Genomic DNA, 25569 nt, shown 5'->3' on the forward strand with positions numbered 1-25569 from the left:
TTGCCAGCTTAGGCTTCCGGCTGGCGGGGTATCGTTTTGCTTTTAATTTTGTCAACGACCGCACGACGGTCCAGCGATAACAATTTGGCGGCACCGGCTGCCATCCTGGAGGCTCAATGCAAACAGCACAAGACATCTCGATCAACCCGCACGTCACCCCAGGAACGACGTCGACCGGCGCTACGCCCGCCGACATCGTCGCGCGCGGTGATTACCGTGTCATCCGCCGCAATGGCGCCGTGGTCGCGTTCGAGCCGCACAAGATCTCGGTCGCGATGACCAAGGCCTTCCTCGCCGTCGCCGGCGGGCAGGGCGCCGTCTCGGCCCGCATCCGCGAGCTGGTGGAACAGCTGACCAATAACGTCGTGGCCGCGCTGGTGCGCCGCCAGCCGAACGGCGGCACCTTCCACATCGAAGACGTGCAGGACCAGGTCGAGCTGTCGCTGATGCGTTCGGGCGAACACGATGTCGCGCGCGAATACGTGCTGTACCGCGCCAAGCGCATGGAAGAGCGCCGCGCCGCCAAGGAAGCCGCCGGCGGCACCGCCGTGGTGGCCCCGCAGATCCACGTGGTCGACGGCGGCGAGCGCCGTCCGCTGGACCTGAACGCGGTCTCGAGCCTGATCAACGCCGCCTGCGCCGGCCTGGAAAAGCATGTCGACGCCGACGCCATCGTCGCCGAGACCATGAAGAACCTGTACGACGGCGTGCCGGTCGAGGAACTGCACAAGTCCGCCATCCTGGCCGCCCGCGCCCTGATGGAAAAGGACCCGGCCTACAGCCAGGTGACCGCCCGCATCCTGCTGCACACCATCCGCAAGGAAGTCTTCGGCAAGGAAGTCGCGCAAGCCGCCGCCGCCGCCGAATACATCACCTACTTCCCGCAATACATCGCCAAGGGCATCGAGAACGAGCTGCTGGACGAAGAGCTGGGCAAGTACGACCTCGAGCGCCTGGCCAAGGCCCTGGTCGCCGACCGTGACCTGCAGTTCGGCTACATCGGCCTGCAGACCCTGTACGACCGCTACTTCCTGCACGTGCGCGACACCCGCATCGAGATGCCGCAGGCCTTCTACATGCGCGTCGCGATGGGCCTGGCCCTGCGCGAAGCCGACCGCGAAGCGCGCGCCATCGAGTTCTACAACCTGCTGTCGTCCTTCGACTTCATGAGCTCGACCCCGACCCTGTTCAACTCGGGCACCCGCCGCTCGCAGCTGTCGTCCTGCTACCTGACCACCGTCGGCGACGACCTGGAAGGCATCTACGACGCCATCAAGGAAAACGCGCTGCTGTCGAAGTTCGCCGGCGGCCTGGGCAACGACTGGACCCCGGTCCGCGCGCTGGGTTCGCGCATCAAGGGCACCAACGGCCGTTCGCAGGGCGTGGTCCCGTTCCTGAAAGTGGTCAACGACACCGCCGTGGCGGTCAACCAGGGCGGCAAGCGCAAGGGCGCGGTCTGCGCCTACCTGGAAACCTGGCACCTGGACATCGAGGAATTCCTCGACCTGCGCAAGAACACCGGCGACGACCGCCGCCGCACCCACGACATGAACACCGCGAACTGGATCCCGGACCTGTTCATGAAGCGCGTGATGGAAAAGGGCAGCTGGACCCTGTTCTCGCCGTCGGAAACCCCGGACCTGCACGACCTGACCGGCAAGGCCTTCGAAGCCGCCTACGTGGCGTACGAAGCCAAGGCCGAGCGCGGCGAAATGACCGTGTTCAAGAAGATCGAAGCGCTCGACCTGTGGCGCAAGATGCTGTCGATGCTGTTCGAGACCGGCCATCCGTGGATCACCTTCAAGGATCCGTGCAACATCCGTTCGCCGCAGCAGCACGTGGGCGTGGTGCACTCGTCGAACCTGTGCACCGAGATCACCCTGAACACCAATGCCGACGAGATCGCCGTCTGCAACCTGGGCTCGGTGAACCTGCCGCAGCACATGAAGGGCGATGGCCTGGACCACGTCAAGCTGCAGAAGACCATCCGCACCGCGATGCGCATGCTGGACAACGTCATCGACATCAACTACTACGCCGTCGACAAGGCCCGTAACTCGAACATGCGCCACCGTCCGGTGGGCATGGGCATCATGGGCCACCAGGACTGCCTGCACATGATGCGCGTGCCGTTCGCCTCGGACAAAGCCGTCGAATTCGCCGACAAGTCGATGGAAGCCGTCTGCTACTACGCCTACCTGGCCTCGACCGAGCTGGCGGAAGAGCGCGGCCGCTACGACACCTACGCCGGTTCGCTGTGGGACCGCGGCATCCTGCCGCAGGACTCGATCAAGCTGCTGATGGAAGAGCGCGGCGGCTACCTGGAGCAGGACACCAGCGAATCGATGGACTGGAGCCTGGTGCGCAACCGCATCAAGCAGTTCGGCATGCGTAACTCGAACTGCGTGGCGATCGCCCCGACCGCGACCATCTCGAACATCATCGGCGTGTCGGCCTGCATCGAGCCGACCTTCCAGAACCTGTACGTGAAGTCGAACCTGTCGGGCGAATTCACCGAGATCAACGCCTACCTGGTGCGCGACCTGAAGGCGCGCGACCTGTGGGATGAAGTGATGATCGCCGACCTGAAGTACTTCGACGGTTCGCTGAGCAAGATCGACCGCGTGCCGCAAGACCTGCGCGAGATCTACGCCACCGCCTTCGAAGTCGAGCCGAAGTGGCTGGTGGAAGCCGCCTCGCGCCGCCAGAAGTGGATCGACCAGGCCCAATCGCTGAACATCTACATGGCCGGCGCCTCGGGCAAGAAGCTGGATGAAACCTACAAGCTGGCATGGCTGCGCGGCCTGAAGACCACCTACTACCTGCGCACCATCGCCGCGACCCACATGGAGAAGTCGACCACCCGTACCGGCGCCCTGAACGCCGTGCCGGTCTCGGGCGGCCTCCAGGCCGGCCACGCCGCTCCGGCCGCCGCACCGGCCCCGGTGGCAGCCGCTCCGGCAGCGGACGTGGTGGAAGGCGCCGCCTGCTACCTGCGTCCGGGCGACGCCGGCTTCGACGAGTGCGAAGCCTGCCAGTAAGCGTTTGAACGATGCGAGCGGGCCTTGGCTGGACGCTCGCATCGTTAGTACCACCAAGCTCAAAACCGTCATTCCCGCGAAGGCGGGAACCCAAGTCCGCAGCATACCGCCGGCGCTTGGGTTCCACCCGGAACTGACGGATCACCACGAATAGTTAAGGCCCCGCCATCAAAGGAGGCCACGAAAGAAGGATTAAAGACATGCTCTCTTGGGACGACGAACCGACCAGCGCCCCGCGCGCCCAGCAACCCGCAGCCCTCGACGCCGCCGCACCGGCCGCTGAAGTGGCGAAACGCGTCAACGCCGACGACAAGCGCATCATCAACGGCCAGACCGACGTGAACCAGCTGGTCCCGTTCAAGTACAAGTGGGCATGGGACAAGTACCTGGCCGGCTGCGCCAACCACTGGATGCCGCAGGAAGTGAACATGCAGCGCGACATCGAGCTGTGGAAGAACCCGAACGGCCTGAGCGAAGACGAGCGCCGCCTGGTCAAGCGCAACCTGGGCTTCTTCGTGACCGCCGACTCGCTGGCCGCGAACAACATCGTGCTGGGCACCTACCGCCACATCACCGCCCCGGAATGCCGCCAGTACCTGCTGCGCCAGGCCTTCGAAGAGGCGATCCATACCCACGCCTACCAGTACATCGTCGAGTCGCTGGGCCTGGACGAGCGCGAGATCTTCAACGCCTATAACGAGATCGAGTCGATCCACGACAAGGACCAGTTCCTGATCCCGTTCATCAACGTCCTGACCGATCCCGATTTCAAGACCGGCACCCTGGAAGCGGACCAGAAGCTGCTGAAGTCGATCATCGTCTTCGCCTGCCTGATGGAAGGCCTGTTCTTCTACGTCGGCTTCACCCAGATCCTGGCCCTGGGCCGCCAGAACAAGATGACTGGCGCCGCCGAGCAGTACCAGTACATCCTGCGCGACGAGTCGATGCACGTGAACTTCGGCATCGACCTGATCAACACGATCAAGATGGAAAACCCGATGCTCTGGACCCCGGCCTTCCGCGACGAGATCAAGGAACTGTTCCTGAAGGCGGTCGAGCTGGAATACCGCTACGCCGAAGACACCATGCCGCGCGGCGTGCTGGGCCTGAACGCTCCGATGTTCAAGGGCTACCTGCGCTTCATCGCCAACCGCCGCGCCGTGCAGATCGGCCTGGATCCGCTGTTCCCGAACGAAGAGAACCCGTTCCCGTGGATGAGCGAGATGATCGACCTGAAGAAGGAGCGTAACTTCTTCGAGACCCGCGTGACCGAGTACCAGACCGGCGGTACGCTGAGCTGGGACTGATCAACACATCAGTTTGAAATAAAACGCCTGCTGGCTAGTACCAGCAGGCGTTTTTTTTTGGCGAGAAAGAGCGCTTATTTGCCAAAAGCCGCAACTACGCGGCCCTGCGTACCGCGTCGTTCACCGCAGCGAAAATGCGCATTGCAGCGGCATCATCGACGTCCGAGAGATCGAACGACGGATAGACGGTGCCGTCACCACTGGTAGAGAGCCGCTCCCTGACTTGCACGCCTTCTTTCAAGAGGATGTTCCGGAAGGTTTGGTCCAGCTTCGCCGCGCGGCCAGCTGCCGTCGAACCAATGACGAACTCGAAACCACCTTCAGGCGACCATTTTGCAATGCGTTTGCTGGTGAAGCCCTCGGGGACATAACCGTCGCTGAGTTCCAGCCTGATCCACTTCGACGTGGCAGTAGGAACACATTTAAAAACATCTTGGAGAGTGTTTGGGATATTCATTGATGGGCCATGTCTGTTCTTGTTCACGTTTCCCTTCCGTTGTGGAGGGGTTGACCATGCTAACAATGAACGGCAGTCATGACAAACAGTTGCGGCCGGGACGCGAAGTCAATTAGAGCGCTGCAGGCGTCACCGGAAAGAAAAACGGATCCGGCGTAGGATGAACGCTTCTATCTCATCCAGAGGATGCCTGACGATGAACCAAACGCTCAACCAGCGGATCCTGCTCGCTTCCCGTCCACAGGGGCTGCCGCAGCTTGAAAATTTCCGTTTCGCGGAAGAACCCATTCCCGTCCCAGGCAGCGGCGAGCTGCTGCTCGAGATCCTCTACCTCTCGCTCGACCCCTATATGCGCGGGCGGATGGACGATGCGAAGTCCTACGCCAGGCCGGTGGGCATCGGCGAGGTGATGGAGGGCGGCACGGTGGCGCGGGTGCTTGCTTCGCGCCATGGCGGCTTCGCGGTGGGCGATATCGTGCTGTCGCATGCGGGCTGGCAGCGCTATGCGCTGTCGAACGGCGAGAACCTGCGCAAGCTCGACCCGTCCCTGGTCCCGCCCAGCACGGCGCTGGGCGTGCTGGGCATGCCGGGATTTACCGCCTGGGCCGGATTGCGCGAAATCGGCCGGCCCCAGCCCGGCGAGACCGTGGTGGTGGCGGCGGCCAGCGGCGCGGTCGGTTCGGTCGTGGGACAGATCGCGCGCATCCGCGGCGCGCGCGCCGTGGGGATCGCCGGCGGGCCGGACAAGTGCGCCTTCGTGCACGACGAGCTGGGCTTCGATGCCGTCGTCGACCATCGCGCGCCCGATTTTGCCGCCAGGCTGGCGGACGCCTGCCCGCAGGGGATCGACGTGTATTTCGAGAACGTCGGCGGCAAGGTCTGGGACGCCGTGTTCCCGCTGCTGAACGACTTCGCCCGCGTGCCCGTGTGCGGCCTGATCTCGCAGTACAACGCACTGCCGCAGGCCGAGCCGGGCCCGGACCGGCTCGCGCTGATGATGCGGGACGTGCTGAAGAAGAGCCTCCTGATCCGCGGCTTCATCCAGCGCGAATTCGCCGGCCTGCGTCCCGAGTTCCTGCGCGAGGCGGAAAACTGGATCGCCAACGGCCAGCTGCGCTATCGGGAAGACATCGTCGACGGCCTGGAACAGGCGCCGGCAGCCTTCATCGACCTGCTGCAAGGGCGGAATTTCGGCAAGCTGGTCATCCGGGTGGCGGACTGAATCAGCCGTCCGCCTGATTCCTCGGCGCTTTACTGCGGCAGCGCGCGGCGCAATGCGCTGCGCTCCCGGGCGAAGATCGCGACCGCGAAGGCCAGTTCGATGGCGGCGCCGGCAAAGGCGCTGTTCGCCATCGGCGCCTTGTTCCCGGCAAGCAGGAAGCCGGCTGCGGCCAGCGCTGCGCCGCAGACCCAGTAGATCCGCATTCCATACACCGTCGCGAAGCTGAGGTAGCGGCCGCCGATGGTCAGCAGCATCGCCGGGAAGAACAGCTCGCTGCGCCACTGCGACAGGCTGTAGGCCAGCGCGAAGCCGAACAGCATCCAGACCGTACTCTCCAGCGCCAGCGCTCCCAGCGGGTTGCCCCTGGCATGGTTGCCCGGTCTTCCCAGCAGTCTGGCGAGCAGCATGCCGAGCGGATGGATGGCCATCCCGCCTACGAACAGGGCCAGCACCGCCTGCTGCGCGGAGCCAGCCGTGGCGGCGAGCCCGGCGCCCATCCATACGAGGGAGGACACGAGCATGCCGGGAGCACCGCCGGCATAGGCATGGCGCATGTCGCGCTGGGCGTCGGCGAAGGTCGTCGTCTGTTCCATGCAAGCCCTCTCGAGATGGCAGTACGGCCTACGATAACAGGATTCCGCCGGGCATCGTTGCATTTTTGACTATCGATGATTCGATGTGAAGTTTTACTACATGTCAGGGCGTTAAATTGTAGATTCCGCCATAATTTCATGTTACTTTGCTACAAAATATTGATAAAACAAACGGAGGCGCCATGCTCAAAATCGCTTTTCTCATCTCAGCCCTGACGACCGCCTTGTGGGCCCAGGCGGCGCCGTACCAGATCCAGCACGTGGAGCCGCTGAACTGGTGGACCGGTATGAAGCGCACCGAGCTCCAGCTGATGGTGCACGGCGAACGGATCGCCGAGCTGCAGCCGCAGCTAGCCTATCCCGGCGTGCGCATCGTCGGCACCGAGCGCACCGACAACCCGAACTTCCTGTTCGTGAACCTCAAGATCGCGCCCTCGGCCAAGCCCGGTGAATTCACCCTCCGCTTCATGCGCGGCAAGCAGAGCGTGGCCAGCCACCCCTACCGGCTGGAACAGCGCCGGCCCGGTTCGGCGCAGCGGCGCGGCTTCGATTCCACCGACGCGATTTACCTGCTCATGCCGGACCGCTTCTCCAACGCCGATCCGTCGAACGACGTCGCCGGCATGCTGGAAGGCGCCGACCGCAAGCAGCCCAATGTGCGCCACGGCGGCGACCTGGCCGGCATGCAGGCCCAGCTCGACTACATCGGCAAGCTCGGTTTCACGATGATCTGGCCCACGCCGCTGCTGGAGAACAACCAGCCAACTTACTCCTACCACGGCTATTCGCTCACCGACTACTACAAGATCGATCCGCGCTTCGGCAGCAACGAGGACTTCCGCAACTACGTGAAGGCCGCCAACGACCGCGGCATCGGCCTGATCCACGACGTAGTGCTCAACCACATCGGCACCGGCCACTGGTGGATGCGCGACATGCCGGCCAAGGACTGGATCAACCACGGCAGCACCTTCAAGCCGACCAACAACCAGCACACGGTGGCCCAGGACATCCACGTGGCGCCGGAAGAGAAGGCGCGCTTCTTCGACGGCTGGTTCGTCGAGACCATGCCGGACCTGAACCAGCGCAACAAACTGGTGGCGCGCTACCTGATCCAGAACACCCTGTGGTGGATCGAATACGCGAACCTGTCCGGCATCCGCGAAGACACCTATTCCTACTCCGACCCAAGCTTCCTGAACGAATGGAACCGCGCCGTGTTCGACGAGTACCCGAACCTGAACATCGTCGGCGAGGAGATGGACGCGCGCCCACACATGGTGGCCTATTGGCAGAAGGGCGTGCTCAACCGCGACGGCTACAAGTCCGAACTGCCCACCGTGATGGACTTCCCGCTGAGCGACACCGCGCCGCTGGCCCTCACCGCGCCGGAGTCGAGCGGCCAGGGCCTGATCCGCATCTACGAGATCCTAGCGGCCGACTACCTGTACGCCGACCCGATGAAGCTGATGGTCTTCCCGGACAACCACGACCGCCCGCGCATCCTGGCGCAGGTCGACAACAACGTCGACCTGGCCAAAACCAACCTGATCCTGATGGCGACCACGCGCGGCATTCCGCAGATGTTCTACGGGACCGAGATCCTGACCGGCAGCCCGAAGCAGCGCGAGGACGGCGTGCTGCGCGCCGACATGCCGGGTGGCTGGGCGGGCGACAAGGTCAACGCCTTCACCGGCGCCGGGCTCTCGGCCAGCCAGCGCGACATGCAGCAGCTGGTGCGGACCCTGTTCAACTGGCGCAAGACCAGTTCGGCGGTCAAGCACGGCAAGCTGACCCACTACCTGCCGGCCGACGGCACCTATGTGTATTTCCGTCATGACGGCAAGCAGACCGTCATGGTCGTGCTGAACAAGAACGCGGGGCCGACCCAGCTCGACCTGAAGCGTTTCGCGGGCGTCATCAGGGGCGCGCGCCAGGCGCGCAACGTGCTGACCGGCGCGGGCGTGGACCTGGGCGCGCCGCTGGCGCTGCCGGCCATGACCTCGGCGGTGATCGAGTGGTAGCGGGCGACGGCCGCCGCGTACTGGTGGCGGGCGGCGTCGGCATCGACACCATCGTGCGGGTGCCGGCGCTGCCGCTGGAGATGGCCGACTCGATCCACGTGCCGGCCGTGTACGACTATGTCGCGCATACCGGCAATGGCGTGGCCCTGGGGCTGCTGGCCCTGGGCCACCGTCCGCTGCTGGTCGACTACATCGGCGCCGATCCCCAGGCCGAACTGGTGCTGGCGCGCTACCGCGAGCGTGGGCTGGATTTCGACTACCTGGTCCACGACAGCGGCACCCGGCGCAGCGTCAACCTGGTTGCGCCGGATGGACGGCGGCTCTCGCTCTACGATGGCCGCCATCCGGATACGCTGCGCATGCCGCGCGCCTTCTACTTGCCGCGCTTGCGCCAGGCGGAGCACGTCCACCTCAGCATCATGCCCTGGGCGCGCGAACTCTACGACGACGCGCAGGCGCTCGGTTTGCCGGTATCGACCGACCTGCACGACTGGGACGGCCGCAATCCCTATTACCACGACTTCGCCTACCGGTCCGACCTGGTCTTCCTCAGTAGCGCCGCGCTGGGCGAGGGCGTGTTCGAGGTGATGCGCGCCATCCTGCGCGAGGGGAGGGCGCGGGTGGTGGTGGCCACGGCGGGCGCCCACGGCAGCTATGTGCTGGAACGCGGAACAAACGAGGTCCGGCATACGGTCGCCGCCCGGCTCGACCTGCCGGTCGTCGACAGCAATGGCGCGGGCGATGCCTTTTCGTCCGCCTTCCTGCACGCATGGTGCGCCGGCCAGCCGGTCGACGCCTGCATGCGCGCCGCCGCCATCAGCGGCGCATTTGCCTGCGCCTTCCATGGAACGGCCGAGCGTAGCCTGAGCGAGTCCGAGCTGGACCGGTATCTGGCAAGCGGCTGACGGACGCCGCGCACTTGGCCTATCATTGTGGATTGCCATTTATTCAAATCGGGAGACTCCCCTTGCAAGCCAAGCCTTCGCCATTGCATGCTTTAATGCTCGTCAGTATGGTAGCGGTATCTAGTGCACACGCCGCCCCGCAATCCCTCAGTGGCCGCACCGTGTTCGACAACAACTGCGCCAGCTGCCACAGCGTCGACGCCAACCTGTCCTCGCGCGCCGGCCCCGGCCTGTTCGGCCTGGTCGGACGCAAGGCGGCGGCCGTCCCCGGCTATAACTATTCGGCCGCATTGAGCAAGGCCGGCGCCGCCGGCAAGACCTGGACCCGCGCGGAGCTGGACGTCTTCCTGCTCGACCCGGGCAAGGCCGTGCCGGGCACCACGATGCCGGTCGGCGTGCCGGACAAGGCGGCGCGCACGGCGCTGATCGATTACCTGGCCGGCCTGCAGGGAAAGGCCACCGCACCCGCGCCCGCGCAAGCCGCCGCGGCGCCGCTCGAGCGTGGCGGCGCCTGGGACGAGCACCAGCCCGGCACGATCCACCACATCAAGGTGAGCGACCTGGCCAAGCCCTTCGCCACCGCCAGCGCCGGCAACGGCCCGCGCGTCGAGGCGCGCCCGAACGGCTCGATGCCGGTCGTCCCCGCCGGTTTCACGGTCGGCGTGTTCGCCAGTGACGGCGACAAGCCGCGCCTGCCGCTGCGCGCGCCGAACGGCGACCTGTTCCTGGCCGCCACCGCCAAGGGCGAGATCAAGGTGCTGCGCTCGAAGGGCGGCGCCAGGGCCGACACGGCCGCGGTCTTCGCCAGCGGCCTGGAGCGCCCCTACGGCATGGCCTTCTACCCGTCCGGCGCCGATCCGCAATACCTGTACGTCGCCAACGTCAATTCCATCGTGCGCCTTCCCTACCGCAGCGGCGACCTGAAGGCGCGCGGCGCGCCGGAAGTCGTGGTGCCGCACCTGAGCGACACCAGTGGCGGCCACACCACCCGCACCCTGGCCTTCTCGAAGGACGGCAAGACCCTGCTGCTGTCGATCGGCTCGGCCACCAACGTCGCCACCGAGATCGGCGCCACCCCGCCGGAACCCTTGCCGCAATGGGAAGCCAAGCATGGCGTGGGCGGGGCCTGGGGCGTGGAGACCGACCGCGCCACCGTGATGGCCTTCGACCCGGACGGGCGCAACCGCCGCACCTACGCCACCGGCCTGCGCAACTGCGTCGGCATGCTGGTCTATCCGTCCACGGGCGAGCTGATGTGCAACGTCAACGAGCGCGACGCGCTGGGCGACAACCTGCCGCCGGATTACGTCACACGTGTGAAGCAGGGCGGCTTCTATGGCTGGCCGTGGTACTACATCGGCGACCATGAGGACCCGCGCCTGGCCGGCCAGCGTCCCGACCTGAAGGGCAAGACCATCGCGCCGGACGTGCTGCTGCAGGCCCACTCGGCGCCGCTGGGCATGGCCGTGTACCACGCGCCGAAAGGGGCGAAGCACGCCTTCCCGAAGGAGTACGAAGGGGATGTGTTCGTGGCGCTGCACGGCTCGTGGAACCGCGGCGTGCGCACCGGCTACAAGGTGGTGCGGGTGTTCATGAAGAACGGCGTGCCGACCGGGCAGTACCAGGACTTCATGACCGGCATGGTGCTGAGCGACCGCGATGTGTGGGGGCGCCCGTCGGGCGTGGAAGTGGGCGCGGATGGCGCGCTGCTGGTGGTCGATGATGCCGGCGGCGTGGTGTGGCGCGTGGCGCCGAAGCGCTGATCGATCCGGACCGTACATCTTGCTTCGGGTGCGGCATGGCGCCAGCCTTGTCCTCCCGACGCGTTCGAATAGGCGAATGGCGTGCGGTCTATTCTATTGTGCCCTCACATTCCCCACTCCTTTGAACGGCGCTCGATCAGTATTGACGCGCCCCAATCTCCTGTCCTCGCAATCGAGCAACAATATCTGCCGGTCATTCGACTATGTGATGGGGCGGCAGCGATGGCAATCGACGTGTATCTGCAAATTGAGGGAATCAAAGGGGAATCCCGCGACGATAAGCATCAGGGCTGGATCGAGTGCATGTCGGTCGAATGGGGTGTCACCCAGCCGAGAAGCGCCACCGCGTCGACGGGTGGAGGGCACACGGCCGAGCGAGCCGAGATGGACGAAATAACGCTCGTCAAACACGCCGACCTGGCGTCTCCTACGCTGATGCAGACTTGTGCAATGGGCAAAACTCTTCCGAAAGCCAGACTTGAGTTCATGCGCGCCGACGGGCAGGGGGCGCGGATCAAGTATTTCGAAGTCGAACTGGAGAACGTGCTGATAGGCCATGTGCAATCGGCGATCCAGCCCGGCGATCTCTTGGCCGAAAGCGTCGGTCTGAAATTTTCCAGGGTTAAGTGGAAGTACGTCCAGCAGAGGGTCGGCGGCGGAGCGGGCGGCAACACCGCGGGCGGATGGGACCTTGCCGCAAACAGGATTGTTTGATCATCGTGTCGCTGGAGGTATCATGTTCATGAGTAGTGCCGGAAAGCTGCGCTTGCAGAATCGTGAAAAGAAGATCATGGCCTATTACGACGATATGGGGCCAGGAAAAGGCAACTGTACCGTTGGCTACGGCTCTCTGGTCCACAGGAACCCATGTACGCCCGACGAATTGAAGACTCCGGTCACCCAAGAGATGGTGTCAAATCTCTTTTCGGCCAATGTGCGGGACGCAGAGAAGGCTGTCGAACGAAATGTACGGGTGCCGCTTACGCAGGCCCAGTTCGACGCATTGGTGAGCTATACCTTCAACCGCGGGGCAACCGGTGCGCGCTCGGTCTATCGCTTGATCAACCGTGGCGAGTTCCACGAGGCCGGACTGGAGATGCGCAATAGTACGATGGTCAAGGTTCGCAAGAAGGGCAAGCTGGTGCCGGTCATCGCACGGGGGTTGATCGACCGCCGTACTGAGGAAAGTGCGCCTTTCCTGGCGGCTCCAACGCAAAAGGCGGGGAGTACGGTGCAATGACGGCGATTCGCCCCCAGCGTATCGGAATTCTTCTGCTGTCGATTTTCCTTTTCCTTTGCCTTGGCGCCGGCGCGGCGGATGCTCACGATCCGAACACCGACATTTACGGCAGGTGGCGCGTAACCAAAGATGTCAGTCCGGAAGGCGCGATCACGGCAAAGAGCGAACGGCAGATCCGAGCCGTCATCGGGAAGACGGCAATGATCAGCCCTGGGGAGTTCGATTTCAACGGCAGCCGCTGCAAGCATCCTGTATACAAGCGCAGCATCGACGACACGAAGGCGTATTTCCTCAGAGAGTGGCGTTTGAGCCCGGAGTCCCTTTCGCTGGGAAAGCGGCTGACGATCGTCGAAGTCGAGTGCGACCTGTATCTCCTCTATCCAGCCGGCGAAAACCGTCTCATCATCGCCATCGACGGCAATTTTTATGAGGCGGCGCGCATGGGAGGCAAGCTGGCTGCCGGGCCCGTATCCACGCGCGGCGGCAAAGAAGAGCACAGGGCGAACGATGATATCTTCGGCATCTGGCAGATTGACGGCGTGACTTGGGGAAAAGGCCGCCTGCTGACCCAGAAAGAAGCAAAGATGCTGATGGGAATGCAGGTTCAGATTAGCGCCACCAAGTTTTCCTATCACGGAAATGCCTGTGAACAGCCGGCCTACAAGCGAAGCAGGAAAGACAAGGCTACCTACTTCCACGGCGATTGGCGCTCCGACCCGACAAGGCTGCCCCTGCCCGACGAGTTGGTGGTCATTGCAACGCAATGCGGAACTATCTATCCGCTCGGTCGAGCACGTATTCTCATCGAGGATAAGCGCGGGATGTTCTTTTCTGCGATTCCGCTTGGGGAGCCTGTGGCTGGGAGTAGGCACTGATCCAAGTACACGTGCACTGCTCGTAGTCGGTCAAACTTCTCAATCTAGGCAGGGGCGACAACCGGATCTGAACGGGGTTGAAGACTAGTAGTGCGCGTCGTTGATCCTGGTGCAGGCGATCGAGCGCCCATGCTCGCGCCATCCGGGCAGCGCCAAGGCTATCATCCGTCCAGGTCCGGCGTCCCCGCCGGCAGGAGATGGCATGACCGACCGCTTTGCACTGCACTACCTGCCCGAGGCGTTTTCCGTCGCCGGGCAAAAGCTGATGGGCCGCCAGGCCGCCGGCGTCGGCCTGCTGCGCGCGGTTGCCCAGGCCGAGGGGCTGGCGGAACTCGGCTGCTTCGCGGCCGACCGCCATTACTTCGAGGCCTTCGAGGCGGCGCTGCGCGCGGACGGCTACCGCGGCCTGGCGCGCTGGATCGCGCCTTCCGCGCCGGAGGGGCTGGCGCACTTCGGCTGCCTTTACCACCCCGGTCCGGGCATCGAGCGCCTGGCCTGGCGCCGCCTGCAGGCCGGCGAGCGCCAGTACAGCCTGTGCGGCGTGGCCCACACCACCGCCAGCCACGAGATGATGAGCATGGTGGCCCAGCTGCTGGTGGCGCCGGTGCGCGCCTGGGACGCCATCGTGTGCACTTCGCGCGTGGTGCGCGACAGCGTGCGTGTGCTGATCGAGGAGCAGGCCGCCTACCTGCAGGCGCGGCTGGGTGCGACCCGCTTCGAGCTGCCGCAGCTGCCCCTGATTCCGCTCGGGGTGCACTGCGCCGAGCTGGAGGCCGACGAAGCGCTGCGCGCCGACGCCCGCGCGCGGCTCGGCATGGGGCCTGACGACGTCGCCGTGCTGTTCCTGGGCCGTCTGTCGCTGCACGCCAAGTCCCACCCGCAGCAGATGTTCGCGGCGCTCGAGCGCGCCGACAAGGGCGGGCGCCGCGTGCACCTGATCCTGTGCGGCTGGTTCGCCAGCGAGGCGATCGGCGCCGCCTTCCGCGAAGCGGCCGCACTGCTCTGTCCTTCGATCCGCCTGGTCGAGCTGGACGGGCGGGTGGCGGAGCACAAGCGCGACGCCTGGGCCGCCGCCGACATCTTCACCTCGCTCTCGGACAACCTGCAGGAAACCTTCGGCCTGACGCCGGCCGAGGCCATGGCCGCCGGGCTGCCCTGCGTGGTGTCGGACTGGGACGGCTACCGCGACACCGTGCGCGACGGCGTCGACGGCTACCGCATCCCGACCATCATGCCCGGCCCGGGCGCCGGGCTGGACCTGGCGATGCGCTACGACGACGGGGTGGACAGCTTCGACATGTACTGTGGCCACACCAGCCAGGCGGTGGCGGTGGACGGCGCCGGCCTGGCCCAGGCCTACGGCAGCCTGATCCGCGACGGCGAGCTGCGGCGCAGGATGGGCGAGAGCGGACGCGCGCGCGCCCGGCAGGAGTTCGACTGGAGCGCGATCCTGGTGCGCTACGGCACCCTGTTCGACGAGCTGGCGGAACGGCGCCGCGCCGACCCCATCATGGCGCCCGCCTTGCCGGCCCAGGCGCCGGACCGGCCGGATCCCTTCCGCCTGTTCGCCAGCTACCCGACCAAGCTGCTGACCGCGGCCTCGCTGGTCGAACTGAAGCCGGACGCCTCGCTGGCGCTGGTGCGCGCCTACCGCGAGCTGGCGATCAACCGCTTCGCCGCTTCCTCGCTGCCGACCCTGGAAGAGTTCGGGCTGATCTTCGGCGCCATCGGCCCGCGGCCGATGCAGATCGAGGAGCTGATCGACACGCTCGGCCGCTGGGACCGTCCCACCCTGCTGCGCGGCCTGGCCTGGCTGTGCAAGATGGACATGCTGAGGATTACGGAAGGGTAGGATTGGCGGCTCCGCCGCCGGTTCGTGCGCGGTGGATCAAACCTCGCGTATCACGCGTGGACGGGAAACCCGTCCACCCTGCGACTGGAAAAAACCCGTAGGGTGGACGGCTCTGCCGTCCACGCGGTGATGGTTGAAGGTGGCGCAGCCGCACCCGCGCCGCTAACTCACATCAACGCTCAGGCAACCCGCGCCACACCCTTGCTCCCGCCCGCCGCATCGACGCTATACGCCCCCGCGCCAAACGCCACCACCTGCAGCAGGCCACCCGCCATCGCGAAGTTCTTCATCAGGTGGATCAGCTGGTTCTGGTCCCCCACCGCGTTGTGGAACACGAGGGCCGTCACCACCGAGAACACCGCCAGCAGCCCGGCCACCAGGCGCGTCCTGACCCCGAAGGCCAGCAGCGCGCCGCCGCCCACTTCGATGGCCACCGCCAGCACCAGGCCGAGCGTGGCGAAGGGCAGGCCGGCCGACTCGATGTAGCCGATGGTCCCGGCCGGTGCGAGCGCCTTGCCGACGCCGCTGACGAGGAAGATGGCGGCCATCAGGATGCGGCCGATGGTGGGGATGACGGACTGGCCGGCGCCGGTGTTCAGGGTGGTGTTCATGGTGCTTCCTTTCGTGTGTGGTCGTTGAGTGTTCGCTGCATCAGGCACTGTCGTGGAGTGCATGGATCCCATCTTAGGCAGAAGAAACCGATCGAGGTAGCCTATATAATTCGATGACTTGTATCGAAGGAGGCGATAGATGCTCGACGGGATGTCCATGGACCAGCTGCGCACCTTCATCGCCGCGGCGGACGAAGGCAGCTTCTCCGCGGCGGGACGCAAGCTGCGCCGCGCGCAGTCGGTGGTCAGCCACACGCTCGCCAATCTCGAACTGCAGGTCGGCTTCGCGCTGTTCGACCGCTCGGGCCGTTATCCGCAACTGACCGAAGCCGGCCGCGCGCTGCTGGAAGACGCGCGCCGTGCGGCCGACGGCATGGATGCGTTCAAGGCCAGGGCGCGCACGCTCGCGCAGGGACTCGAGGCCGAACTCGCGGTCGCGGTCGACGTGATGTTCCCGATCGCGACCCTCACCGCCGCCGTGACCGACTTCCACCAGCGCTTCCCCTCCACGCCGCTGCGCCTGTACGTCGAGGCCCTGGGCGCGGTGGTGCAGCCGCTGCTCGACGGCCGCTGCCGCATCGCGGTGATCGGCTCGCTGCCCGAGGTGCCGCCGGACTGCGCCTCCGAATTCCTGCTCGGCGTGCCCGCGGCCGTGGTCGCGGCGCCGAACCATCCGCTGGCCGCGATCGAGGGACAGGTATTGCGCACCGAAGCCGCGAAGCATGTGCAGCTCGTGCTCACCGACCGCTCGACACTGACCGAGGGACGCAACTACGGCGTGCTGTCGCCGCAGGTGTGGCGCCTCGCGGACCTCGGCGCCAAACACGCTTTCCTGCGCGCGGGCCTGGGCTGGGGCAGCATGCCGCTGCACATGGTCGAGGACGATATCGCCAGCGGCGCACTGGTGCGCCTTGAACCGGAGACCCATCCGCTGCTGGGCGCGGGCTTCTCGATGCACGCGATCTACCTGAAGGACCAGCCGCCGGGACCGGCGGGCCGCTGGTTCGTCGACCGCTTGAAATGCGAGGCAGTGTAAGGCCGATTTTTTTGCGCGATGTGGTCGCGCATCGACGCAAATCGCGAGCCATTTTGGCGCTTGCTCGGTTGCGAACTCACAAAGTTTTCATGTTCTTTACGTGATTGAATTTGTCAAAACGAGAACATGTGTTATTGTCGCGGGCATCCGGACAAACAATCGATCAATAATAGGACGCTGATCCACTCGGTATGCACTTAAGCGAAGCGAAAAGAACAAGCCGCACTGCCTGACCCAAGTTCAGGCAAGGCGGCTTTTTCTTTTCGCGCCCGCAAGGGTAGCGGTGTGAAACGCAATTGGACGGTGACCTGTCGACGTTGGCTGAAGCGCTGCAACAGTGAGGAGTTGCAGCAGTTCAGCCGGTGCCGGATTCATTGGCCTACATCGTGTTGGGTGTGGGTCGATGAATAATTCGCCGGGACATGTACATGCAAATGTCCGGGCGGGTTTCCAACCTTGAGCGTTATATTTCATCGCAGATGAAGGAGAAGAAAAATGGCAACCGCTAAGAAACCAGCAGCAAAGGCAGCAGCAAAGAGCGCGCCTTCGTCCTCGACGAAGGCCGGCGCGAAAACCGCAGCAGAGACCAAGAAGGCAGCCGCCAAGCCGGCAGCCAAGGCCACCGCCACCAAGGCCGCCGCCAAGCCGGCAGCAAAGAAAGCCGCTGCTACCAAGACCGCCGCCAAGTCGACCGCCACCAAGTCGGCCGCTAAATCGGCAGCCAAGCCGGCAGCAAAGAAAGCCGCTGCAAAACCGGTAGCGAAGAAAGCGACCGCGACCAAAGCAGCTGCTAAACCGGCAGCGAAGAAAGCGACCGCAACCAAAGCCGCCGCAAAACCGGCAGCAAAGAAAGCGACCGCAACCAAAGCAGCCGCAAAACCTGCAGCAAAGAAAGCCGCAGCAAAACCGGCAGCCAAGAAAACCGCGACCAAGGCAGCAGCAAAACCGGTAGCGAAGAAAGCCGCCGCCAAGCCGGCAGCGAAGAAGGCAGCCGCTAAACCGGCAGCGAAAAAAGCCGCCGCCAAGCCGGCAGCGAAAAAGGCAGCTGCTAAACCGGCAGCAAAGAAAGCGACCGCGACCAAAGCCGCCGCCAAACCGGCAGCTAAAAAAGCGACCGCCACCAAAGCCGCCGCCAAGCCAGCAGCTAAAAAAGCGACCGCGACCAAAGCCGCCGCCAAACCAGCCGCCAAGAAAGCGACCGCAACCAAAGCTGCTGCTAAACCGGCAGCCAAGAAAGCGACCGCGACCAAAGCTGCTGCTAAACCGGCAGCCAAGAAAGCGACCGCGACCAAAGCCGCCGCCAAACCGGCAGCTAAAAAAGCGACCGCGACCAAAGCTGCTGCTAAACCGGCTGCCAAGCGAGCTTCGACAGTGTCGAAGTCGAGCGCGACTGCCACCCAGGCTGCTGCCAAACCAGCCGCCAAGAAAGCTGCCGCGCCGGTCAAGACCGCTGCAACCAAGACCGCAGCCGCCAAGCCTGCAGCGACCAAGAGCGCTGCCAAGCCTGCAGCCAAGCCGGCCGCCAAGAAAGCCGAAGCCAAGCCGGAAGTGAAGGCGGAAGCCAAGCCGGAAGCCAAGGTCGAGAACAAGGCCGACGGCAAGGCGGAAGCCAAGCCGGAAGCCAAGGCCGACAGCAAGGCCGACGGCAAGGCGGAATCCAAGCCGGCAGCAAGCACCCCGGCCGCGAAGACCGTGCTGGCGCCGGCCGCATGGCCGTTCCCGACCAGCAGCCGTCCGTAAGGCCGGCCGGCGTGGCGCGCCGGACCGGGTGAAGCTTGGGCTAGCCCGTTCCGCGCGTCATAGCCAGTCCTGCCTGGTTCAGGCAAAATACCGCTGTGTGATCGTTCGCACAGCGGTTTTTTTTTGAGGAGTGTTCGTGCTGTCTATTCTTCAGTTTCTCGTCGATACCGCCGCCGGCCTGCTCGGCGGACTGCTGCTGCTGCGTTTCTGGATGCAGGCGATCCGCGTGCGTCCACCGGCGCAGATCGGGCAGTTCACCTTCACCCTGACCGACTGGCTGGTGCTGCCGCTGCGGCGCCTGGTGCCGGGCATGGGCGGCTACGACTGGGCCAGCCTGATCGGGGCCTTCCTGGTGGTGCTGATCGCCAGCTCGGTGCTGCTGCTGGCCGGGGCGACGGGCGAGATGGTGCTGCTGGGGGCGCTCTACCGCTTCCTGAACTGGATCCTGTACGGCTTCATGGCGCTCCTGATCATCGATGCGATCTTCAGCTGGGTGAACCCGCATGCGCCGCTGGCGCCTTTCATCCACGCGCTGAACACGCCCATCCTGCGGCCGATCCGCAAGGTGGTGCCGCCGATCGGCGGGATCGACCTGTCGGTGCTGGTGGCGCTGGTGCTCATCCAGATCATTCAGTTCGTTTTGCGGCAGGTGTTCATGTGATTTTTCTGGAGCTGCGCCGAAGCTGGCGTGGCTCGGAAACGAACTTGGGTTCCCGCCTTCGCGGGAATGACGGTTTTTAAGCTGCGGGCCACCGCAATCTCAAGTGGCCAACATCCTTAGCACGTCATTCCCGCGAAGGCGGGAACCCAAGTTTTATGAACAGCGAGAACGCATGCCGCAAGCGCAGCGCGCGCCCTACAGATCAGCGGAACTTGTACCCAAACGCCGCTTCAAACCGCTGATCAAACTCTTCCTTCGTAAAGCTGTGGTTCTGCGCCCCCTGGCGCGCGATCTTGATCGACCCCAGCAGGCTGGCGATGCGGCCGCTGGTCGGCCAGTCGAGGCCGTTGACGATCCCGTACAGCAGGCCGGCGCGGTAGGCGTCGCCGCAGCCGGTCGGGTCCAGCACCTCGGCCGCCGGCACCGCCGGGATGCGGTGGTGCTCGCCGCCCGCGTAGATGTCGGAGCCTTCGCCGCCGCGCGTGATGACCAGCGCTTCCAGGCGGCCCGCGATGTCGGCCTGGGTCAGGCCGGTGCGGTCCATCACCATCTCGAATTCGTAGTCGTTGCAGGCCAGGTAGCTGGCCTGGCCGATGAAGCGGATCAGTTCCTCGCCCGAGAACATCGGCAGCTGCTGGCCCGGGTCGAACATGAAGGGCAGGCCCAGTTCGGCGCAGTCGGCGGCGTGCTTGATCATGCCGTCACGGCCGTCCGGCGAGATGATCGCCACCCGCAGTTCGCCTTGCTCGGCCACGCTGTTCTCGTGCGAGAACTGCATCGCGCCCGGGTGGAAGGCGTTGATCTGGTTGTTGTCCTGGTCGGCCGTCACGAAGCACTGGGCCGTGTAGGCGTCGGCAATGGTGCGAATGCCGCGCGTGGCGATGCCCTGCTTGCCCAGGCGCTCGAGGTAGTCGCCGCCGTCCTGGCCGATGGTGCCCATGATGAGCGGCTCGCCGCCCAGCAGCTTGAGGTTGTAGGCGATGTTGACCGAGCAGCCGCCGTATTCGGTGCGCAGGGTCGGCACCAGGAAGGACACGTTCACGCGGTGCAGCTGGTCGGCCAGCAGGGTGTCGGCGAAACGGCCGTGGTACTGCATGATCTTGTCGAACGCGATCGATCCGCAGATCAGGGCGGTGTGGGTCATGATGTGAAAACCTTCAGGGGTAGAAAACGGCGATGTGGTAGCCGGAGGGCTCCAGGCCCTCCAGCCGGAAGTGGAGCCGGACCGGCTGCTCGGCGCGCGCGGCGATGCCCGCCGCCTGCTGCACAGTGGCGGGGAGATAGTCGCGCGGGCCGAACACGCGCCGCACCAGCGGCTTGTCGTCGGCGTCGTTCAGGGTCAGTTCGATGCTGGGCCAGGCCTGCACCAGCGCGCCTTCGTTGCGCAGCAGGGTGGTGTAGCTGTAGGCGTTGCCGCCCAGCGTGGTCAGTTCGCCGGTCTCGATGACGAGCTTGTCGATCTGGGCCGGCAGCCCGACACGGCAAGCAAGCAGGCCGCAGGCCGACACCAGGGCCGGGCGCATGCCCGGGTAGCGCGCCGCCAGCGTGTCGCGGAAGGCATGGACCGCCTGCGCGGCCAGGGCCAGCAGCAGGAGCGCGCTCCCGAGCGCCATGGCGATGCGCACGGCCTTGCTGGACTGTTCGCGCTGGCGGCCGCGGCGTACGAATTCCGGCTCGTCGGATTCCGGCACGCGCAGCTTGGGCGGCTCGATCTTGGTCGGTGTGAGCTTGGAGCGGCGCGCGCGCGACTCCGCGGCGCGGGCGCGCGGGGTCTTGGGCGGGGGAGGCGGCGGCATGATGCCGGCCTGGCCGCCCGAGGATTCGCGCAGCAGCATGGGAGGGGCGTCCGGCGCGGGGACCCGGCGCCGCGGCCTGGAGGCCTCCAGGGGCGCTTCCAGCGCTTTCTGCGGCGCTTCCTCGTGCGCGTCGGGCGGCGGCGCGGCGACCAGCTCCTCGTCCACCGGCAGGTCGAGCACGGCGGTGTCGCCGGTGTCGGCAGCGGCCTGCGCGCCTGGCTCCGCCGCGGCGGCCGGCATGGCAGGGGGAGCGGGTTCGGATCCGGATTCGGGCGGCGCGGGTTCCTCGCGCAGCATCTCGCCCAGCGGCGTCTCGCGTTCCGGTTGCACCTGCGCTTGCAGGGCAGGCTCCGCCTGCGCCCCGGCATCCTCGCTCACCCGCGGGATAATGCCGAAGGGGGAGAAGGTGCGGTCGAATTCGAGGGTGTAGATGGGAACGCCATCCTCGTCGCCGGCCTGCGCTTCGGCGGCGGGCGCGGGCTGCTCGTCCGCTTCGACAGCCGGCGCAGGCGCAGGCTCTGCTGCAGGCTCGTCGGCGAAGGAGGGGGCAGGTAAAACGGGAGCAGGGGGAACGGGTGCTGCGGGAGCGACGGGCGGATTGGCCGACAGGTCGACCAATCCCTTGTTACCGTCGAAGACTTGCTGGCAGGCGCCGCAGCGCACGATGCCCCCGCGCAGCTTGAGCTGGTCCGCGGCGACACGGAACATCGTGCCGCAGTGGGGGCATTGGGTGGCGAGCGCCATGCCGGAATGGTCCCTTCAGCCGGCGGTGGAGCGCGCGGGCGGTGCGGTGTCCTGGCCGAGCGTCCCGTGAAGGGCGACCCAGCCGTCCTGCTCGGCCCAGACGCCCAGCTTGATGAAAGGTGCGTAGGCGGCGGCCACTTCCTCGGCCTGGCGCGCCAGCACGCCCGACAAGACCAGCGAACCGCCCGGCGCCACGCGGCCGGACAGCATCGGCGCCATTAGCTTCAATGGGCTCGACAGGATGTTGGCCACCACGATGTCGAATTGGCCCTTGGCGTGGCGCGCGTTGGGCGCCGCGGCGAAGTCGTCCGGCACGTAGAAATCGATGGCGCAGTGGTTGCGCTCGGCGTTGGCGCGCGCCGATTCGATCGCCTGCGGGTCGATGTCGACCCCGGCCACGTCGTCCGCGCCCAGCTTCTTGGCGACCATCGCCAGGATGCCCGAGCCGCAGCCGTAGTCCAGCACCGACTTGCCCGGCGCCGGGTGGGCTTCCAGCCACTCCATGCACAGGCGGGTGGTCGGGTGGCTGCCGGTGCCGAAGGCCAGGCCCGGGTCGAGCTCGAGAATGAGCCCGTTCGGGTCCGGCGCCTCGTGCCAGCTCGGCACCACCCAGATGTTGGTGCCGATGTGGATGGGTTCGAACTGCGATTGGGTCAGGCGCACCCAGTCGGCGTCCTCCACGGCGCGGGTGGTGAACGAGGGCACGCTAGGGAGGCGGATGGCGTTGGCGGCTTCCTGGACGATCGCGAACTGGTCCGCGTCGGTGTCGGTGAGCGCCACCACGCGGCTGCGGTCCCAGGCGGCTTCCTTTGGCTCCATGCCCGGCTCGCCGAACAGGGGCTTCTCGGCCTCGGTGCCTTCGTCGGCGTCTTCGACCGAGACCGACAGCGCGCCCGCTTCCATCAGGGCGTCGGACAGGCTTTCCGCGTGGTCGCGGGCGATCTCGATGACGACTTCAGTCCAGCTCATGCTTGGGCCTTGGTTTCCGATTTGGCGCCGATCGCGGTTTCCTTCGGCAGGTCCGGCTTGGAAGCCAGCTTGTGCTCCAGGTAGTGGATGTTGGTGCCGCCTTCGATGAAGCGCGCGTCCACCATCAGCTCGCGGTGCAGCGGGATATTGGTCAGGATACCTTCGACCACCATTTCGGAGAGCGCGATTTGCATGCGGCGGATCGCTTGCTCCCGGGTGGCACCGTAGGAAATTACCTTGCCGATCATCGAGTCGTAATGAGGTGGCACATAGTATCCCGCATACGAGTGCGAATCGACGCGGATGCCAGGACCGCCCGGCGGGTGCCAGCCGGTGATGCGGCCGGGCGACGGGGTGAACTTGAACGGGTCTTCCGCGTTGATGCGGCACTCGATTGCGTGGCCCGACAGCATGATGTCGCGCTGGCGGAAGCGCAGCTTCTCGCCGCAGGCGATGCGGATCTGTTCCTGGACGATGTCGACGCCGGTGATCATCTCGGTGACCGGGTGCTCGACCTGGACGCGGGTGTTCATCTCGATGAAGTAGAACTCGCCGTTCTCGTACAGGAACTCGAAGGTGCCCGCGCCACGGTAGCCGATCTTGCGGCAGGCTTCGGCGCAGCGGTCGCCGATCTTCTCGATGAGCTTGCGCGGGATGCCCGGCGCCGGCGCTTCCTCGATCACCTTCTGGTGGCGGCGCTGCATCGAGCAGTCGCGCTCGCCCAGCCAGACGGCGTTCTTGTGCTCGTCGGCCAGCACCTGGATCTCCACGTGGCGCGGATTCTCCAGGAACTTCTCCATATAGACTTCCGGATTGCCGAAGGCGGTGCCGGCTTCGGTCTTGGTCATCTGGACCGCGTTCAGCAGGGCTGCTTCGGTATGCACCACGCGCATGCCGCGACCGCCGCCGCCGCCGGCCGCCTTGATGATGACCGGATAGCCGATCTTGCGCGCGGTCTGGACGATTTCCTTCGGATCGTCCGGCAGGGCGCCGTCCGAACCCGGCACGCAAGGCACGCCGGCCTTGATCATGGCCTGCTTCGCCGACACCTTGTCACCCATCAGGCGGATCGATTCCGGGCGCGGGCCGATGAAGACGAAGCCCGATTTTTCCACGCGTTCGGCGAAGTCGGCGTTCTCGGACAGGAAGCCGTAGCCCGGGTGGATCGCTTCGGCGTCGGTGACTTCGGCCGCGCTGATGATGGCCGGCATGTTGAGGTAGCTGAGCGTCGACTGGGCCGGACCGATGCAGACGGATTCGTCCGCCAGCTTCACGTACTTGGCGTCCTTGTCCGCCTCGGAGTGAACGACAACCGTCTTGATGCCCAGCTCGCGGCAGGCGCGCTGGATACGCAGCGCGATTTCACCACGGTTGGCGATGAGGATTTTTTCAAACATGGTAGGTTCGGTGTTTCAGTGAAAACCGGCGCAGCGAAGGGTACTCAGTGCGCCGGACACGACATGGATGAGCTGGCGGCCGGGAATGCCGCCGGGCCGGGGGCTGCTTAGCCGATCACGAACAGCGGCTGGCCGAATTCGACCGGTTGGCCGTTTTCCACGAGGATCTTGGTGACGACGCCAGCGACATCGGCGTCGATTTCATTCAGGAGCTTCATCGCTTCGATGATGCACAGGGTGTCGCCTTCCTTGATGCTCTGGCCGACTTCGACGAAGGCCGAAGCGCCCGGGGCGGACGAGCGGTAGAAGGTGCCGACCATCGGCGACTTGACCACGTGGCCGGTCGGTTCGGCGGCGACGGCCGGCGCCGGTGCGGCTGCCGGGGCCGGGGCCGCGGCCTGCTGTGCCGGTGCGGCGTAATGCTGCACGCCCTGCTGGGGCATGACCACCATTTGATTCTGCGGGATTGCGGACGACTTGACGATGCGAACCTTGCTTTCGCCTTCGGTCACTTCCAGTTCGGCGATGTCCGATTCGGCGACCAGGTCGATCAAAGTCTTGAGTTTTCGTAGATCCATGTGAAACCCCTTGGAATTATTCGTTTTAAGAGAGCAGTCCGGCGCGAAGGTGGTGGCCGCGCGGCCGCTGTTACATGAAGTTGACGTAGATTAACGCTATTTAAGTGCGAAGTCGATGGCAAACCGATATCCGTCCGGCCCCAATCCGCAGATCACGCCGCGCGCGATCGCCGACAGATAGGAGTGGTGCCGGAAGGCTTCGCGTTGATGGATATTCGAGATATGCACCTCCACGAAGGGAATGGCCACCGCAGCAAGCGCATCGCGCAGGGCTACGCTGGTATGGGTCAGGCCGCCAGGGTTGATGACAATGGCGTCCACGCCTTCCTCGCGGGCGGCATGGATGCGGTCGATCAGGGCTCCTTCATGGTTGCTCTGGAAGCTGGCGAGCGTCGCGCCGGCTGCCTGGGCCTGTGCTGCCGCTGCCTGTTCGATGTCGGCGAGGGTCGTCGCGCCGTACACCGCTGGCTCCCGGGTCCCCAATAAATTGAGGTTGGGGCCGTTCAGCAGCAGTAGCTTTTTTGCCATGGTTGAGAGTCTGGTTGCCCGAAAGTCAGGCATTGTGCCGCCAAGCTCAGCTATTGGCAAGCGGTAAAATTCTCCGGCGATGCATGCAAGTTCGCCGAAGATGGAATCGTACGACCGTTCGGTAATGTCTGGGTTTTCGACTGTAGGGTTGGCGGCTTTGCCGCCGACGCGGTGATAGTTAACAGCAAGATCATCCGGCACGACACCGGAGGAGCCAACCCTCACCGCGG

Annotated in this window: 22 protein-coding genes; 13 read left to right on the top strand and 9 right to left on the bottom strand. The window is 65.3% G+C overall.

Annotated elements, in window-relative coordinates:
* Window positions 1-116: 116 nt before the first annotated feature.
* Both KBW98_RS16295 and KBW98_RS16300 read left to right on the top strand, forming a co-directional pair.
* On the top strand, window positions 117-3041 hold the full coding sequence (locus KBW98_RS16295; RefSeq protein ID WP_211521207.1) for a ribonucleoside-diphosphate reductase subunit alpha: 2925 nt from the start codon (window positions 117-119) through the stop codon (window positions 3039-3041).
* Window positions 3042-3241: 200 nt separating this feature from the next.
* Window positions 3242-4348, top strand: coding sequence for a ribonucleotide-diphosphate reductase subunit beta (locus tag KBW98_RS16300; RefSeq protein WP_211521208.1), 1107 nt, complete (start codon window positions 3242-3244; stop codon window positions 4346-4348).
* A 94-nt stretch (window positions 4349-4442) separates the two neighbouring features.
* Here the strand turns inward: KBW98_RS16300 and KBW98_RS16305 are convergent, their stop codons facing one another.
* On the bottom strand, window positions 4443-4832 hold the full coding sequence (locus KBW98_RS16305) for a hypothetical protein (protein ID WP_211521209.1): 390 nt from the start codon (window positions 4830-4832) through the stop codon (window positions 4443-4445).
* Between the two features lie 169 nt (window positions 4833-5001).
* On the opposite strand from KBW98_RS16305, the gene KBW98_RS16310 reads away from it, so the two are divergent.
* Window positions 5002-6027: an NADP-dependent oxidoreductase gene (locus tag KBW98_RS16310; RefSeq protein ID WP_211521210.1), complete on the top strand. Its 1026-nt coding sequence runs from the start codon at window positions 5002-5004 to the stop codon at window positions 6025-6027.
* A 29-nt stretch (window positions 6028-6056) separates the two neighbouring features.
* Here KBW98_RS16310 and KBW98_RS16315 read toward each other — a convergent pair whose 3' ends face one another.
* Window positions 6057-6620 carry a hypothetical protein gene (locus KBW98_RS16315; protein ID WP_211521211.1) on the bottom strand — a complete coding sequence of 188 codons (564 nt, stop codon included), beginning with the start codon at window positions 6618-6620 and terminating at the stop codon, window positions 6057-6059.
* Between the two features lie 182 nt (window positions 6621-6802).
* Between KBW98_RS16315 and KBW98_RS16320 the strand changes: the two genes are divergently transcribed.
* The 7 genes from KBW98_RS16320 (at window position 6803) to KBW98_RS16350 (ending at window position 15279) form a co-directional block, all read left to right on the top strand.
* Window positions 6803-8644 carry a glycoside hydrolase family 13 protein gene (locus tag KBW98_RS16320; protein WP_211521212.1) on the top strand — a complete coding sequence of 614 codons (1842 nt, stop codon included), beginning with the start codon at window positions 6803-6805 and terminating at the stop codon, window positions 8642-8644.
* Window positions 8638-9549, top strand: coding sequence for a carbohydrate kinase family protein (locus KBW98_RS16325; RefSeq protein WP_373888961.1), 912 nt, complete (start codon window positions 8638-8640; stop codon window positions 9547-9549). The genes KBW98_RS16320 and KBW98_RS16325 overlap by 7 nt, the downstream gene beginning before the upstream one ends.
* Before the next feature lie 161 nt (window positions 9550-9710).
* The gene (locus KBW98_RS16330) at window positions 9711-11312 is read left to right on the top strand and encodes a PQQ-dependent sugar dehydrogenase (RefSeq protein ID WP_373888962.1); all 1602 of its coding nucleotides are present in this window, start codon (window positions 9711-9713) and stop codon (window positions 11310-11312) included.
* A 222-nt stretch (window positions 11313-11534) separates the two neighbouring features.
* Window positions 11535-12026 carry a type VI secretion system tube protein Hcp gene (locus KBW98_RS16335; protein WP_211521214.1) on the top strand — a complete coding sequence of 164 codons (492 nt, stop codon included), beginning with the start codon at window positions 11535-11537 and terminating at the stop codon, window positions 12024-12026.
* A 22-nt stretch (window positions 12027-12048) separates the two neighbouring features.
* Window positions 12049-12552 (top strand): lysozyme, encoded by a 504-nt coding sequence (locus tag KBW98_RS16340; RefSeq protein ID WP_211521215.1) that lies wholly within the window; start codon window positions 12049-12051, stop codon window positions 12550-12552.
* On the top strand, window positions 12549-13427 hold the full coding sequence (locus KBW98_RS16345; RefSeq protein ID WP_211521216.1) for a hypothetical protein: 879 nt from the start codon (window positions 12549-12551) through the stop codon (window positions 13425-13427). The genes KBW98_RS16340 and KBW98_RS16345 overlap by 4 nt, the downstream gene beginning before the upstream one ends.
* 202 nt (window positions 13428-13629) lie before the next feature.
* Entirely contained in the window at window positions 13630-15279 is a 1650-nt protein-coding gene (locus KBW98_RS16350) for a glycosyltransferase family 4 protein (RefSeq protein ID WP_211521217.1), read from the top strand.
* Window positions 15280-15458: 179 nt separating this feature from the next.
* On the opposite strand, the gene KBW98_RS16355 is transcribed toward KBW98_RS16350, so the two are convergent.
* Window positions 15459-15890, bottom strand: a complete 432-nt coding sequence (locus tag KBW98_RS16355; protein WP_211521218.1) for a DoxX family protein — start codon at window positions 15888-15890, stop codon at window positions 15459-15461.
* A 139-nt stretch (window positions 15891-16029) separates the two neighbouring features.
* On the opposite strand from KBW98_RS16355, the gene KBW98_RS16360 reads away from it, so the two are divergent.
* The 3 genes from KBW98_RS16360 (at window position 16030) to KBW98_RS16370 (ending at window position 19327) form a co-directional block, all read left to right on the top strand.
* A complete protein-coding gene (locus KBW98_RS16360; RefSeq protein ID WP_211521219.1) occupies window positions 16030-16926 on the top strand; it encodes a LysR family transcriptional regulator in 897 nt (298 codons plus the stop codon).
* Window positions 16927-17421: 495 nt separating this feature from the next.
* Entirely contained in the window at window positions 17422-18666 is a 1245-nt protein-coding gene (locus KBW98_RS24225) for a transcriptional regulator (protein ID WP_211521220.1), read from the top strand.
* A gap of 136 nt (window positions 18667-18802) precedes the next feature.
* Window positions 18803-19327 carry a YggT family protein gene (locus KBW98_RS16370; RefSeq protein WP_211521221.1) on the top strand — a complete coding sequence of 175 codons (525 nt, stop codon included), beginning with the start codon at window positions 18803-18805 and terminating at the stop codon, window positions 19325-19327.
* Between the two features lie 202 nt (window positions 19328-19529).
* Here the strand turns inward: KBW98_RS16370 and KBW98_RS16375 are convergent, their stop codons facing one another.
* The 6 genes from KBW98_RS16375 to aroQ all read right to left on the bottom strand — a co-directional run bounded on the left by KBW98_RS16375 (window position 19530) and on the right by aroQ (window position 25339).
* Entirely contained in the window at window positions 19530-20471 is a 942-nt protein-coding gene (locus KBW98_RS16375; protein WP_211521222.1) for a carbohydrate kinase family protein, read from the bottom strand.
* Between the two features lie 13 nt (window positions 20472-20484).
* Window positions 20485-21867, bottom strand: coding sequence for a DUF3426 domain-containing protein (locus tag KBW98_RS16380; protein WP_211521223.1), 1383 nt, complete (start codon window positions 21865-21867; stop codon window positions 20485-20487).
* A gap of 15 nt (window positions 21868-21882) precedes the next feature.
* Window positions 21883-22836: a 50S ribosomal protein L11 methyltransferase gene (gene prmA / locus KBW98_RS16385; protein WP_211521224.1), complete on the bottom strand. Its 954-nt coding sequence runs from the start codon at window positions 22834-22836 to the stop codon at window positions 21883-21885.
* Window positions 22833-24233 carry an acetyl-CoA carboxylase biotin carboxylase subunit gene (accC, locus tag KBW98_RS16390; RefSeq protein WP_211521225.1) on the bottom strand — a complete coding sequence of 467 codons (1401 nt, stop codon included), beginning with the start codon at window positions 24231-24233 and terminating at the stop codon, window positions 22833-22835. Before accC ends, prmA begins: the two co-directional genes overlap by 4 nt.
* A 107-nt stretch (window positions 24234-24340) precedes the next feature.
* Window positions 24341-24811 carry an acetyl-CoA carboxylase biotin carboxyl carrier protein gene (accB, locus tag KBW98_RS16395; protein ID WP_211521226.1) on the bottom strand — a complete coding sequence of 157 codons (471 nt, stop codon included), beginning with the start codon at window positions 24809-24811 and terminating at the stop codon, window positions 24341-24343.
* A gap of 96 nt (window positions 24812-24907) precedes the next feature.
* Window positions 24908-25339 carry a type II 3-dehydroquinate dehydratase gene (gene aroQ / locus KBW98_RS16400; RefSeq protein ID WP_211521228.1) on the bottom strand — a complete coding sequence of 144 codons (432 nt, stop codon included), beginning with the start codon at window positions 25337-25339 and terminating at the stop codon, window positions 24908-24910.
* Between the last annotated feature and the right edge of the window lie 230 nt (window positions 25340-25569).

The sequence above is a fragment of the Massilia sp. ST3 genome (assembly GCF_018119405.1).
Taxonomy (GTDB): domain Bacteria; phylum Pseudomonadota; class Gammaproteobacteria; order Burkholderiales; family Burkholderiaceae_D; genus Telluria.

Bases quoted from the DNA above. Each gene is read 5' to 3' on its own strand.
- KBW98_RS16295 (WP_211521207.1), top strand. From the start codon at position 117: ATGCAAACAGCACAAGACATCTCGATCAACCCGCACGTCACCCCAGGA.
- KBW98_RS16300 (WP_211521208.1), top strand. From the start codon at position 3,242: ATGCTCTCTTGGGACGACGAACCGACCAGCGCCCCGCGCGCCCAGCAA.
- KBW98_RS16310 (WP_211521210.1), top strand. From the start codon at position 5,002: ATGAACCAAACGCTCAACCAGCGGATCCTGCTCGCTTCCCGTCCACAG.
- KBW98_RS16315 (WP_211521211.1), bottom strand. From the start codon at position 6,620: ATGGAACAGACGACGACCTTCGCCGACGCCCAGCGCGACATGCGCCAT.
- KBW98_RS16320 (WP_211521212.1), top strand. From the start codon at position 6,803: ATGCTCAAAATCGCTTTTCTCATCTCAGCCCTGACGACCGCCTTGTGG.
- KBW98_RS16335 (WP_211521214.1), top strand. From the start codon at position 11,535: ATGGCAATCGACGTGTATCTGCAAATTGAGGGAATCAAAGGGGAATCC.
- KBW98_RS16340 (WP_211521215.1), top strand. From the start codon at position 12,049: ATGTTCATGAGTAGTGCCGGAAAGCTGCGCTTGCAGAATCGTGAAAAG.
- KBW98_RS16345 (WP_211521216.1), top strand. From the start codon at position 12,549: ATGACGGCGATTCGCCCCCAGCGTATCGGAATTCTTCTGCTGTCGATT.
- KBW98_RS16350 (WP_211521217.1), top strand. From the start codon at position 13,630: ATGACCGACCGCTTTGCACTGCACTACCTGCCCGAGGCGTTTTCCGTC.
- KBW98_RS16355 (WP_211521218.1), bottom strand. From the start codon at position 15,890: ATGAACACCACCCTGAACACCGGCGCCGGCCAGTCCGTCATCCCCACC.
- KBW98_RS16360 (WP_211521219.1), top strand. From the start codon at position 16,030: ATGCTCGACGGGATGTCCATGGACCAGCTGCGCACCTTCATCGCCGCG.
- KBW98_RS24225 (WP_211521220.1), top strand. From the start codon at position 17,422: ATGGCAACCGCTAAGAAACCAGCAGCAAAGGCAGCAGCAAAGAGCGCG.
- KBW98_RS16375 (WP_211521222.1), bottom strand. From the start codon at position 20,471: ATGACCCACACCGCCCTGATCTGCGGATCGATCGCGTTCGACAAGATC.
- KBW98_RS16380 (WP_211521223.1), bottom strand. From the start codon at position 21,867: ATGGCGCTCGCCACCCAATGCCCCCACTGCGGCACGATGTTCCGTGTC.
- prmA (WP_211521224.1), bottom strand. From the start codon at position 22,836: ATGAGCTGGACTGAAGTCGTCATCGAGATCGCCCGCGACCACGCGGAA.
- accC (WP_211521225.1), bottom strand. From the start codon at position 24,233: ATGTTTGAAAAAATCCTCATCGCCAACCGTGGTGAAATCGCGCTGCGT.
- accB (WP_211521226.1), bottom strand. From the start codon at position 24,811: ATGGATCTACGAAAACTCAAGACTTTGATCGACCTGGTCGCCGAATCG.
- aroQ (WP_211521228.1), bottom strand. From the start codon at position 25,339: ATGGCAAAAAAGCTACTGCTGCTGAACGGCCCCAACCTCAATTTATTG.